The organism is Ensifer adhaerens, assembly GCF_002940685.1.
GTDB classification, from domain to species: Bacteria; Pseudomonadota; Alphaproteobacteria; order Rhizobiales; family Rhizobiaceae; genus Ensifer; species Ensifer adhaerens_E.
The window spans coordinates 1-14313 of sequence record NZ_PNFP01000030.1 but is presented as its reverse complement, the minus strand read 5'-3'; the positions used below and the strand labels follow the sequence as shown (position 1 = coordinate 14313).

Sequence of the window (14313 nt, the reverse complement as noted above, 5' to 3'; positions counted from 1 at the left end):
GACAATCAGCGGGGTCTGCTTACATGATGCGGCGACTAAAAGCTGACAGCCCGCTGACGGCCCCAGATCGGTCTTGGCGGATCGCAACTTGTTGCCCGAACTAGAAAATCAATGCCACTACAGCTACCGGGCGGTAGGGGTCGTTGGTTCGATTCCTTTCAACTGCGCCAGACTCGAATGATGGAGTCTCAGGTTCTGCTCCCGGAGGAGGCCTACCGAACTGTACGACTACGACGTGCACTTTCGGATCATCTCCGCAGTTCGGTAGTCAACGCGGGGCTGCGATGAAGCGGTGATGGCACAACATCGCCGTTAGATGATCAGTACTTTCCGGCGGTTTCAATCGCCCGGACACTTTCCAGCCTCCGGTTTCTGCATCTTTTGCATTAGTAAATGCTACTTGACAACTTAAACAAGAAGGACAACTTTAATGTGCGGAGAGGGAGGCCCTTAGTATCTTCTCGAATGTAGACGTTTGTCTATTGGTCGCGCTTGTCATCGGGCGTGAGCGAAATCTTCAACACCTCTCCTCGTCATGAAAATTCATGGTCTTCGGAGCGTGTTGCAAATGATTTTCAGATTTTCGCACTCCCTTGTCGGAAGAATCCTGTCTCTCACAGCGCTCTCCGCCTTCGTCCTGACCGGTCAGGAGCCCTATTTCTCAGACTACGCCTTCGCAAGCGACCGGCTGGGGCTGAACTATCTGCCTGAAACGAACGATGTGTTGACCGTCGAGCTCACACGCAACCAGCCTCGTGGGGGCTTTCATGGCGTCGAAGTCGCGTCAGTTGATCCTGTCTCATTGGAAGGAGACAGGAAGCAGGTTGCCTTGATCCGGTGCATCCAGCTGAAAGAAAGTACGCGTCCGTCGCGCTTCATGAATGTCACCCGCGACTGCGACGCATACTCCGTTCTGACCACGAGTCCGGTCGCTATCAGCATTTACTATGACCTTGATGGCCTCGGTGACGTGATCGACAGCGACAACATCAGTGTCCTGGAAGCCGGTGAAGAGATCGCCTCCCTCGATGCAATGCGGCCACTCAGCTCGCACCTAGATCGGACGAATACGCGGACGACGGCCACATTGCAGCGCCAAGCTGGGATTTACATGGCCGGCGCAATCAAGCTGGTGGATCAGGCCTCGGCTCCAGTCAGGCAGACAGATCCACAGCTGCTTGCAGCCTTGCATAAAGAAAATCCTGTCAGAATGCTCAACATGGTCGGCCCGCCCGAAGCCACCGCACAGGGTGAGCTTGTTCTGCCTTACGAGCTCGAATTTCCCGGCTCCCGTGAAAACTTCGCGCCGAACATCTCGATCCGATACAGCAGCGGGGGAGGATACGGTCCCCTTGGAGAAGGCTGGAAGCTTCAGGTCCCCGTCATTTCCGTTGAAACGCGATGGGGAACGCCAGTCTTTGCCAAGGACTACGAGACCGAGACCTATCTGCTAAATGGTGAGCAGCTGATCCCCGAGACCGGGACAGCCTATACCGGAAGCCCCGCTGATCCTCTGCAGCTCATCCCCATGCCGATGCGGACGACGAACCTTCGCCCGCGCAAGAAGGGGCAGGCACGATTTGTTTTGCGGAGGGATGATGAACTTACGCGTGTGATCCGGCATGGCGACGAACCGACCAACTACTGGTGGGAAGTCTGGAGCGAAAAGCCGAAAAACGGTCATCCACGCGTGATGTATTTCGGGAATGCTCCAGGACGTGTACCGGACACGCTGAAAAACCGTGGCGAGGCGGCCCCTTCCGGGCAACCAGCTGAGATGGGTTACGCCACCGTCGTCGGCGCGAACAGATCGTCGAATATTCTCAACGAAAGGTCGCAGATCGAGTGGAATCTCGCTCGTGAGGTCGACAACAATGGCAATGTCATCGACTACGAGTGGGCAAGCGACCCAGCTGCGGACTGGAATGGACTGACCGCGGTACAAAGTGAAAAATATCTCCAGCGCGTTCTCTACACGTCAACGCTTGCAACCGAGGAGACAATCCTCAAATGCCGGGAACTCCCCGGCAGTTCCGGATGCCGACGCGAATGGGCACTCTATGAAATGCTCTTTCGCTGGAGGGCTCCCGATGACGTTTACACCCGCACAAGCGCGAGGTCCGGAGGTCTCCTCTTGTCACGTCGACAGCTGGATTCGATCGATCTGCGTGCCCGTCAACTGACGTCGGACGGTGCAGACAGGCCTCATCTCGGCCGCGCGCTGCGCTGGAGCTGTGAACCTTCCGTCACACGATATTCGTTCAGCTATCGCCGGGAGTTCGGGGTCAGCGACAGTGAAGCTGGCCATGGTCGCCTTTTCCTGGAACGGATCACAAGAAAGACTGGGGGTGACCCGAGGTTGTTCCAGGCCAGAAGGACCACCGCAAAAACCTGCGAGTGGCCCGATGGAGCCGGGGGGCAGTGGGCGCATCAATTTCAGACACGGTTCGCGTACGACCTGACGACAGACCGGCCGTGGAGGAAGAGTGGAGAGATCAGGCTGGCAAACGCGGCGCCGCTTCAGCAGGCCGCGCCATTCGGCCTGATATCCGACGTCAGGGGTGCCCTTCTTGGCGGGTCGGCAGGTCAAGCGAAGGGGCCGCTCTCCACGAATCTTCTCGGCTCGAACTTTGTCTCGTCCAGCGCGGCGAGTGCATATCTTGGCATCAATTTTTTTAATCGAGGCAAGACGAATTCCTTTGGCGTCAAATCCGATTACTCGAAGCGAACAGGATACAGGGAAGCGACGCTGCTGGTGGATGTCAATTCTGACGGGCTTAACGATCTGATCTATGCGACAGGCGGAGGATACAGGGCTGTTCTTGGAAAAATTGACCCGTCCGGTCAGATCGGATTTGAGGACGCCGATGTTGGTGTCACGGCCCCTCCGGGGTTTGTGACCTTCTCAAGGGAACCGTTCCACGCATCGTCCGGGACCGCCTACGAGGCTCATTTTTTGGGGACTTTTTTCGCAGGATATCATTCGAACGCCAGCACGGTTCAGGACATTTACCTGAGTGATGTGAATGGCGATGGTCGTATCGACGTTGTTTCGAAGGGGGTAGTGTTCTTCAACAATTCGCGCGGCAGAGAGATCAGTTTTAGCACATCCCAGGATACACCGTATATCGACGACAGGGATTATGGAGGACTTTCCGACAAGGCCAGGATCTCGGCGCTTACCGAGCTTTCCAAGTCTGTTGCGGAAACAACCGCTTCCGCGCCAGCCGACGAGGACGACCCCCGGGTTGATGCCGTGCGCTATTGGAGAGCACCTTTTACCGGTGACATTATCATCCGCGGGGACATAATCTTTGCGCCGCCGGCAGAACCTTCGGACCTTCGCGGCGTACCCCATGATCCGGATCCTGAACTCGATCGCATTCTGCGTGAAGACAGACGTGATGGGCTGCTGTTCACGATTGAGCTGAATGGAAGTCGCAACTGGAGCGGCGAGGGTGTTGTCCGACGCTGCTTCGCTCACCAGTTCGGAAGACAGGGCGAGCAGCGCAAGCTGATCACTCCGGCTCCGGAAGGTGCGGTGGGTAATACCATTCCTCTGGAGTCCTGCGTCAGCGACCTCAATACCGCTGCCGGGCCACTGCCGGTAGATCTTCCCAGCGGAGCCGGGCCGGATGATGGTCTGCTTCTGTCGGTACGGGCAGGCGATGTCGTCTACTTCCGCACCCATGTCATCGACAATGCGCAGGACGATGTGATCGAGTTCGAACCAAGGATTGACTACCTACGGCTGTTCCGCAGTCTCAGAGGTGACGGATTTCCGGCCTCGCCTTCGCTCGTATTCGGACTTGGTGGCACAGGCCAAACACCATCTGAAGCAGCATTGCTGGCGTCGCTCTCCAACGCATCATCGAAGTGCATGAGCCTGCCCTATGTGGACGGAGCGGGCGCTGAAGCTTCGGCACCAGAGAGCCAGTGGTCTTTGTGCGATCCCTGGGGCAGAAGCCTTGCCCGCTACAGGATGAGCGAGGAAGCAGATGAATTTACGAATGGATCAGGCTTCATGGCCGCACCGTTCGACGGACGTTTCCAGGTGCGTGGAACCCTGTCCAAACCTGAAAGCCGGCTTCCCGGAGAAATATGGCTCGCGACGATTCCGCGGGAACTTTCCGACCCACAAAGGCCGCTCGACTGCCAGTCGCTCAGCGAAGGGACGCTCGGAGATGACAGGATTGGCTGGCACAGGGTCCTATCGTTTCCTGCAGCAGAGCAACAGGACCTTCGTCCGACTGGAGCCAGCAACATCAAGGTTCACCGAGGCGACAGCATCTGCAGCTTCGTGAGCTTCGTTGATCCAGGAGCTGAGCCTGTTGAAGGCGCCCCCTCCAGAAGCATTGCGTGGCCGGAGGATCTCTCTCAGTTTCGCTGGAATGACGACAAGCTGGCCCTCGTCTTCGACCGGAGGCTTGTCTATGACTACAGCGGTTCTGAAGAACAACCGGGAGAGCCAGACCTGCCGCTTGACGACTGCCCGGTGCCACGCTCCTCCCCCGAGCGGGTCAAGAACCCGGGCGACAGCACCTCAGATAATCCCAACGACTGGGGTCCTCCGACTGAAATAAACTTCACCTCCCGCTGCACGAGAACCGAAGAGGTCCACTGGATGACGACGCGGTTCGTATCGCAGCCCTCGGAGGTGTTTCTTGCGAAATCGAGTTCAAATAGTGCAGAACGCCTGCCGAGCGATTTTGCGAAGCTCGAACTCCCTTCAAGCGATCTCGAATGCTCGTCCAACAAGGAGTTGAGGGAATATCGGGTCAGGCTCGACGCCCGGAGCATACTGACGCGGGCGGAATCACAGTTGCGCAGGCCGGGTCAGATGGCTGGAAGCGGGCAAAGTTTCGCTCAACGCAGAACGTTCCTCTGGGCGGAAGAAATGGTCGATGGCGTCTTCAGCAGGAGGCTTCTTGATCTGCAGCCAGTTACCTTCAGCCGGACAGAACCCGTCGACGAGACAACGACGAGAACGGTCTGGCCCATTCCAGTAACCGATGACCTTCTGGTACAGCTGCCGGCAGATCACGCCCTCCAGACAGCCGGAGAGCCACAGCGGATCACGGTCCAGCAATTCTGGCAGAGACCCCCCGAAAACGGCGAACCTCCGCGTACCGACGCCTACATTCCCGCATCTGTAACTCCCGAAGAGGAGGGCGATGATGGGAGGCGGCTTATCGCGACATCGATGGTCGCCTACCGCTTCTGTGCAAAACCGGGCACGAAGGTTGAGGTAACCTCGATCGTCGAAGGGGCAGAAAGTCCTAAGAATGCGCCACAGACGGTCTCTTGGAAACGGGAGCGGGCGTTGACCCAGGCGGGAGCGTGCTCGGCCGACGGAATTTGCCCGCTTGCCCATACAGCGATCCGCCTCGCTCAGTGGAACGGAAGTTCGGCAACGGGCACAAGCTTCTATGACCAGAACTTCGTCCGCCGCCCCTCCGAGATTGCGGCTGCTTCCTATCGCGGGTGGGGGCGCTTCACACTCACAACCGGTTTCAAGGAGCCGGCGATCGCGGACAACGGATCAACAGCAGATCCAAGGCCACTCAGCGCCGACAAGGCAGATATATATGACGCGCCCGCCAAGCTTCCTGTCGTCAGGCGGTTCAACGTCATAAGCGACCGCTATCTCGAGCCCGAGGATCCGTTCTCGAAAAAGGACAAGGACTCGGCAAGGGCGGAAATCCAGCGCTGCGGCCAATCCGATGCCGCTACAGCAAAATGCAAACGGGACCTTCTGGCCCAGCGCCGGGTATCGCCGGTGGTCCTGGACTACAAGTCGGCCGGTCGGGCTTCAAGCATCGTCTCGACGGACATTGTGGCCGAAACTCAACCTGGTGCACGCGAATTCCTGGCCGCTCAGAACTGGACCTATTGCCAAGACAACGCCATTCTTCGCGAGGCGACGACAAACGAACGAGCAAGCGCGCGGGAAGTCTATTCACTCCAGCCGGCTATCATCGAAAAGACAGGGCTCGAAGTGACAACGCCGCATCTGTGCGCCGTCGGCCCCGACAGCGGCGCTTGGCTGTCCGGAACGTTTCAGAGCTCCTCGCGCATCGGGAGGAAGAACCTCGTCGAACCCTCCAGGACGTACTTCGAGACAGCGATCGCCGCGGAGCGGCAGGAGCTCAGCGATGATGGGCGGGTCGATATTCAGCCGCTCATCGTCAAGGTGCTTCCCAAGGTTTCCAGCAGCAAGACCAGCGGGACTGCAGCAGAAGCCTGGGTAGGCCTGTCGCGGACTTCCTCAAGGGCAGACGCGGACGCCGACCTGATCGACCTCAATGGCGATGGCTTTCCTGATCAGATCCAGAGGGACAAGGCTTGGATCTCCGACCCTGCGGGCCGCTTGGCATGCCAGGTCGAAGGCGTATGGTCGGCATCGACCGCCTGCCTGAAAGACGGCGAGGAGAGGCCCACCGGACAGGTAGCGGCCGGCGTCCCGTTTACGAGGACGTCCGACGCCAGAACAAACTCGCTGAGCATTCCGTTTACGTCGCCCAAGACATTCACCCGCGGTGTGGAATCCGCATCGGCCCGGATGGCAGGCAAGCAGGTCCTTGCCAGCCGCGATCCGAGCTGGGGGACGGGTTTCGGACTCGACTTTGGCAATGGGAAAAATGCTCGCATCAGTGATCTAGTAGATCTGAACGGCGATGGACTTCCTGACTGGTACGCCAATGGCAGTGTCAGACTGAATACTGGCCTCGGCTTCAGCCAGACCGCAACCAGCTGGCAGGGTGGCTTCATTGAAGATCGATCCGCCTCTCTCGGGCTGAGCGCCTCGGTCGGCTATGGTACCAGCGACCAGGAGTATGGAGGCGGGTTTTCGGCATCAGCCGGCATGTCACGGCAGAAGAACACACTCGTTGATCTCAACGGGGATGGGCTCACCGACGTCCTGAGGGTGTCCGGATCACGGGTAGACGCCGGGATCAACAACGGTCACGGTTTCGATTCACTCCCGGGACCCATTGCTGCGCTGGAACGTGATCTTGATGCACTTGGACAAAGCGAAAGTGATAACGTCAGTGCAAGCGGCTACTTCACTCTCAGCCCCTGCATCCCTGTCCCCTGGGGCTGCATCTTCCTGGTGATCAACCCTGGTGCCTCCACCTCGGCATCACTGACGCGTCAGGCGGTCTCGCTGCGCGATGCCAACGCAGACGGACTGCCGGACATTCTAGTGGGTGGTGGTTTGAAGATCGGCAGCGCCATGCGACTGCTGTTCGACAATGATAGGGCTTCTGTTTTCAGCAATCCATATTCCTATTTTGGCAGCCTCACAGGCGTCTATCTCCCCACAAACCCGGACGCGTATGCCTCCAGCGCGGGGCGGCCTAACTACAGCATCACCTATGGGCGAACGGCCCCCGGCCCTGACGATCCGAACAGCCGTCTGGTTGTGAGCAGCATTACTTCCGATGACGGGGTGGTGTTAGACGATGCCAGAAGCGATCAGGTCCGTCGCACATGCTTTGCCTATAGCGGCGGACGGTTCGATCGATTTGAGCGACAATTCCTCGGGTTTGCCCGATCAACAACGGTGGAGGGCTGCACCAGCGAGACCGCCGGTCTGACTGGCATTCAAGGCAGTGAGTTCGCCGCAACTCTTTCCGGGATTCGCCGCATCGAACGGAGCTTTTCGACCGGCTCCATCTTCGAGACCGGACTTGTTCTTCGCGAGTCGATTACGGATGAAGCCACGCCGAGGGCCGTGGCCGGACACGGTGCGCCGACCCGGGTCACTCAGAACACCTATGCACTGGTAGACGTCGGTCGCTCTACGTCGCGGCAGAACTATTGTTACGTTCTTGCCGACAGTTCCGGGGTTATGCAGCCCGTCCTTCCCCGCGGCGAAGGCGGTCTGATCGACTTTCCCCGGCAGCTGGAGGCGGGGCTATCCTCTGATTGTCAGACGCTTCCCACAGCTGACCGCCGGCCCAGGCGGCTTGCACCAGTCCTCATCCAGACCGTTCTGACGACTGGCGAGGGCGGACCAAGTACGCTGAAGACTGCCCTCCAGTATAGGTACGATTCTCTGGCGCGGGTTGTGCAGGTCTGCGACCTCGGCAGGCTTGGGCTGCAAGGGGCAACCGATGACCTCTGCTCACGCGCCAGGTATGACAACAATCTGCAGCTGTCGTTCATCCACGGCGCTACTGGCGGAGGAACAATGGCCTATGATCTCAGAGATCGCATTATCGAGGTCATCCTCACCTCCGGGGCCGCAGGCAACCGGCTGAAGCGCACTTCAGCTGCTTACGACGACCGGACGGGCGACCTCGTAACCGTCTGCCAGTTTCAGAATCTCGCGGCTCCTGGCGATCCTTGCCGTGAACTCAAACATGTCCCCTCAACTGCAGCCGAGCTGGAGGCTGCGCGGGCTGCGCGGGTAGCGCAGCACCTTTATGAGCGCGATGACCGCGGAAACCTCATTCGCTCCATATCGCCCGTCGCTGCCGACGGATATTTCATTGCAAGGGGCTTCCAGTATGACGATCTCATGTCGCTCGTTGAAGTGAAGACCACGACAGACTATTGCAGAACTGCCATCGCAGGCGAGACACCAGGCAGATGCCTCGGCGGCACGACATCGCGGTACGACACATATGAGAGCTGGTCGGGCGACATTGACTGGCGGCGGGCCGTGGCCACCACCGACTGCGACATCAACCGGAACGGAGTACATCGTGTCCTGGACGCGGTTGGCCGCGTCCTATCAGTGTCGGCGTCGTGGAACGTTCCGCTCGGAGAAGCAGCACGCAAGTGCGCTTCACCCGAAATGACAGAAGCTGAAACGTGGCGGGCACTGGCAACCTACGAATACAAGGTGGCCGCCGCTCCCCAGGATATTGCCTGGACTGCTCCAAAGGTCCGTGTGAAGAGGACGGTCGACGCCCGCCTGTACAAGACGACAGGCGACACAATGGTGCATGTCGGAAGCCGCGAACTCCTAAGCGAGATCTTTGTCGATCAATTCGGTCGCGATGTCATATCGCTGACCGAAAGCGACATCTGTGTTCCGGCAGCCGAAACGCCGGAGGGCGCAGAGTGCGAGGCGCGCAGCAAATTCGCTGTCGACGGCCTTACAAAGTACGACGCCCTCGATCGGCCGGTTGCCAGTCATTTCCCGGTAGCGCTTGCCGATCTTCCGTCGTTCGAGCAGTCAACTCTTGCTGCTCTTCCGCCAGCAAGCTCCAGTTTCTCCAGTACGATCTTGGATGGGTTCGATCGGCCGCTCGCAGTTAGACTGCCGGATCAGAATGGATATGCTTTCGGCTATGACGTGGCTCAGGCAGGCAGCGTGTCATTGGTTCATCGAACGATCGCCCGGGACTCGCGCTGCATTCCATCCGTGACTGACAGGGATGCGCGCGGTAACATCGTAGCCGTGCAGGAATTCAGTCACACTGGCACGCGAAACGGCTATGGCAAACACGCCATCGGCTCATCGCATGATCCAGGCGCTTTCGCCTCCATTGCAGCGAACGGCTGGGTATCAGCGATCGAACAGGGCGGCGGGCAACAGGTGACGCGCTGCCGTGAAGGCGATCCCGGCGCCGATGGACTTATAAGCTCACCCCTTCGAGACCCGGCGGAAAGGCAGACGACCGGTGTGACCAGACTCACATCCAGCTACGCATATGATGCAATGAGCCGGCTCGTGGCGGTTGATCTGCCTCCCGAGGAAGGCGTCTCAGGCACCGTTGCCAACCTGACCAGCGGCCAGAAAATACAGATTGCCTACGATGGCCTTGGTCACCGGAATGCCATTGCAGATCCAGACCGTGGCTTCGAGTATCTTTCATACGATCTGGCTTCGAATCTGATTTGCTCGCGCTCCGGGCCGCGGATCCCGGCGGCTTCTGGGTTTGATGAGGCCTTGTCCGCGTTTCGATCCGAAGCCTCGAGAACTCAGTCAAATGCAGATCGACTCGCTGGCGAAGATATGTGTCTTACCCCCACCAATAGCCGGTTCGTTGACCGGACGGTGCGGCAGCGCTTCGTCTTCGATCGTTTGACCTTGCGGGAGTACGTGCGCCCTGTACCCGTAGATGGTCAGCGAAAAAACATTGCTTTCGAGTTCGGAAGCGCGAATGACACGGCAAATAACCGCGCCGGCCGTCAGACGCTGGTAAGGGATGTAACGGGCGAGGAAGAGATACTGAATTATTCAGCGATCGGCTATCCGGTAGCGACACAGAAGAGCTTCGTCGCCTTACGCCGGAGAGGCCATTCTTCAGACGCAGTCCCCGTCGCAACGCTGCGTGAGGACAATCTCTATGATGCATGGGGCATCATTGCCCGCACGACCCTGACCGGAAAGGTCAACGGCCTGCGTTCCGATGGCCGCAGTGATCCTTCCCCGGCGCGACAGCTCGACGTCAGACAGAGTTCTTGGTACCGCTATTCGCCGAATGGCCAGACCGCAGAACTACTTGTAGGCATTCCCTGCAGCCGCGAAAGCGATCAACCGGGTGAATGGGCAACTGAAGTCCCGGACTGCAGGGATGTGTCACCGCCAATCCGCTTCCTGGCCGATGCAGCCTTCGATGAGCGCGGCAACAACGTGCGGTCCGCCTTTGGTCACGGCGTCATTACCCGGAACCAGTTTGACCGGAACTCGAACCGGCTCACCTCGTCCACATCGCGGATGGGTGTGCCTTGCATCGAGTTCGGTTTCGGCGATGATTGCTCGAAAACCGCACCACCGATTTTCTTTCAGAATGTCAGCTATCAGTATGATTCCGGTGGCTTCCTCACGGCCTATGAGAACAGCCCGGCCTACGCCGATCCCTGTGAAGGCGGGCAGTGCGGACCGATCAGCATGCAACACGCCGCGATACAGGGACTGCTGATCACAGGATCCTCAAATCGCTTCGCGTATGATGAGGTGGGCCGTATCAAGTCGAATCGGAAGTCGCTGCGGTCATTTGAACGCAATCCCGCCTATACGACCTTCGGGGATCGCGAACTTGTCTCAATGCGGCCGTCGCAATTCCAGATCGAGGAGGAATTCCGTTTCTCGGACAATCATCTTCTGAGAGGTCTGAAACGGAGCGTGCGCACCGGGTGGGCTAGCGGTGGTCTGGGATCTGCCGCCACAACGACGATAGAACACATCTATTCCGGTGGCCGGCCAAACGCACCTGACCTGTCGACGATAAGGAAGCCGCAGCGTCCCTATCGCGAGGAGCAGGTCTTCGATCAAGATTCCCGGGGTCGACTACGCCAGGTCAACTGCGAAGGCTGCCTGGAACGCGAGCCGGAGACGACCCGCCGAACCCCTGACCGTTCGTTCGGATGGGATCCTGACGACACCCTGGTCGAGGTCACTGTTCAGACCGCACCAACCGAACGACAGGACACCGAAGAAAGGCGGAGGACGGCGTATTTCAACGAGGTATCACAGAGCTACGATTTCCTCGGCAATCGTACGCTGAAGCGTTCTCGAACTCTCAAGATCAGACCGTCAGGCGGTCAGGTGAGGGGTCCTTTCTCGGACACGCTCTATCTGAACGAGCGACTGTCTGTCACGCGGCAGCCGGGCCAGTTGCCCGAAGGGTTGTACCACATTGTTAACGGAGCCCGGAAAGTGGGTGCGAAATGGCTGGGAGGAGAGGGCCTGTTCAGCTATCACGCCCAAATCGCCACCCAGTCGATTTCGGACGTCGTCTATGCGCGTGGTGACGATCCAAGCACTGCCCGCATTCACAAGCAGCTGGAATATGCACCGTTTGGCGAAGTGGTTGTTGGCAGGGAGGCGACGTTAAGCCAAGCCTCCCGGGATCCCGGCTCCAAGTCAAGGCTCGACCGTCCTGAACTGCGTTTCAACGGGAAGGAGTATGACCCTGAAAGTGGTCTCAGCTATTTCGGGTCGCGCTTCTATGATCAGCGGCTTGCACTGTGGCTAAGCCCTGACCCTGTTCTCGACAGCTATCTGGATGGCGAGCTGAATGAAGGTGTGTTTCAGGCGAGAAATCTGGCCGCGTATTCATTTGGATGGGGCAACCCAACCGCCTTCGTAGATCCAGATGGTCAATTCATCCAGCTGGCCGTTCTAGTTCCCGTTGCGATTGCAGCGGGGCGAGCCATGCTGATGGAAGCAGCCGAAAGTACCGCCATGCAAAGTGTAGAGATTGCAGCGGGCTCGAGAAGTGAGCTCGACTTCAAAGAGATCGGGAAAGACGTTCTTTTTGCAACTGCGACGCTGGGAGTCAACAAAATCACCAAGCTCGAGAAGACGGCCGTCTTCATGGCGAAGGTTTCGAAGAAGGTCGAGTGGCATCACTTCGTTCCGGCGTTCAGAGGACCGCTTGCCAAAGGCGACAAAAAATATGTGGCGCGAATGACTAACTATCTTCGCGAGAACTTCGACATCGATATCGAGAAATTTGCCGGCTTCGTCGATAAAGCGAAGCATCGCGCTGGGCACGCTGACAAGGGACTCGTGAACGAGTTCATTGACAAGTTTGCGAGAATCCAACCGGATTTTGCGCAATGGCCAAAGGACAAACAAGAGAAATGGCTCAAGCGGACTGGCGAAGCAGTGAGCAAAAAATATGGGATCGAGCTGATCGACAAGTAGTTCAATAGGAGCGGATTCCATGAGAGTGCACTGGCTATTGTTTAGAAATGTACCCGTCGCGGCTTCGGTACTCCTGTTGTCGTTGATGGTCGCAAAAGCAGAAGAGACCCCTTTCCCCCTGTTTGGTACGACTACCTATGCTGCTGGAAATCAGGCCGTGCTCGCAATCCCGGGAAAGGCCTGGAAAATACAGACCGTCAACTCACTAGCCATGCTTCATGGGGCGCGTCTGCGCGGCGGGAAGACCGAGGCACCAGTCTATGCGATTGCGATCTCTCAGTTTGACACTTCGGCTATCCAGATCATGGTGCGGCGCAGTGCCTTCGAAAGCGTATCGAAGGACCCCGCAGGTGAGCTTCGCAAACGACCGATTGCGGTTACCCGCCAATCCGCATCCGCCGTCCTGCTCAATGTCTGCCTGCAAAACCACGGCTTGCGGGAAAAGGATGTGACCCTTCACAACTTTTCCCAGTCAATCGCACTGAAGGACATGCAACAAGGCGGCGCCGACCTGGCAGTATTGTGGTCGCCGTTTGCGCAGCTGTCGCAGGCGCGCCCGTCGCGGGCAATGCCGTTCGACTGCGGTGCTTCCGGAATGCCACGGCTCGCATCCTTGATAGTTGCTCCGGCCGACCTTCTCGAAGAGAAGGATCCAGAACGTCTGGACGCCAATCGCCGTGATCTTGCAGAAGTCGTCGCTTCCCACCTCGGGCAATGGCAGAAAGCGAGGAAGGATTTCAGGCTGGAAGCTGGCCGGCTCGTGCGTTGGTACAACGACAAGGGAGCAACGGTTAGCTTGCCCGATGCAATCAAGGAGCTGGAGACGAGGCAGCCTCCAGGTCTGGAGGAGCAGATTGCGATGTTGGCCGGCGTTGATGAACAGGGGCTTGCAGATCAACTTGATGCCCTGTTGAACTTCATGGAAGAATCCGGGGCTGTCCGTCCTGACGAGAGGCCAGATCCGGCTTCGCTCATGGATCGATCCATCCTCGATCTGATACGGGGTGATGAGCGTCTTTTGGCGATCGCCCGCGGTGAACTCTAGCCCTGACCGTTGCGCTCAGACACGTCGCGGCTACTACTGAGGACCAAGTCCCACCATTGTTGACTGGGCGGATGTTCGAGATGCTTACCTTGAAGGACGTCGATGTTCGAGACATGGCACGGCTGGCGATGCTGAAAAGCGAAGTTGTGAGCTATTTTTCCGATCGCCCATTCGCTTCGACTAGGGCGACTCAGGGGTGTCGAGTGTTCTCGTTTTGTGCGTTTAAAGTCGCATAATGTATCGACTGGAATGTTTTCGATTGCAGCCGGCGGCGGTGAGCAAAAGCTCGCGAACTCGGTTCACCGATCACGTCCCAGCGCGGGGAAAGGCCAGCGCGGTGACGCTCGACGCCTTCATCGATTGCACGCTCGCTTGGCATGACCTGTTTCCCTGGGAGGTTGGCAGCCGCGTCCACCAACATGAGCGGTTCGGCGCTGTAGGTGGCGTAGCAGGTCTCCTGAGAGACGTCGACTTCAAGCCCCGTCTTCGCCGCGAATTTCGCGGCAAGCGTGCGATCGTGTTCTCGCAGACGCCGAGATTACGGGCGATCCAGTCGTAACCACGCCTTCGGCTACAAGGTGAGCGTCCGGCGAATGCATTTTCTGCCGTGGTCGAGGCGCAGGGTTAGGGCGCGCGCTTTAGCTCGTCGGTCATT

General features: G+C 58.4%; 3 protein-coding genes. All 3 read left to right on the top strand.

What is annotated here, in order from left to right; all coding sequences use genetic code 11:
• The first annotated feature begins 568 nt into the window (after positions 1-568).
• Complete coding sequence (locus tag C1A35_RS34055) at positions 569-12613, top strand: RHS repeat-associated core domain-containing protein (protein WP_158665241.1); 12045 nt, start codon at positions 569-571, stop codon at positions 12611-12613.
• Positions 12614-12632: 19 nt separating this feature from the next.
• Complete coding sequence (locus C1A35_RS34050) at positions 12633-13658, top strand: hypothetical protein (protein WP_104668650.1); 1026 nt, start codon at positions 12633-12635, stop codon at positions 13656-13658.
• Positions 13659-13893: 235 nt separating this feature from the next.
• Positions 13894-14217: a hypothetical protein gene (locus C1A35_RS34045; protein WP_158665240.1), complete on the top strand. Its 324-nt coding sequence runs from the start codon at positions 13894-13896 to the stop codon at positions 14215-14217.
• Positions 14218-14313 lie beyond the last annotated feature (96 nt).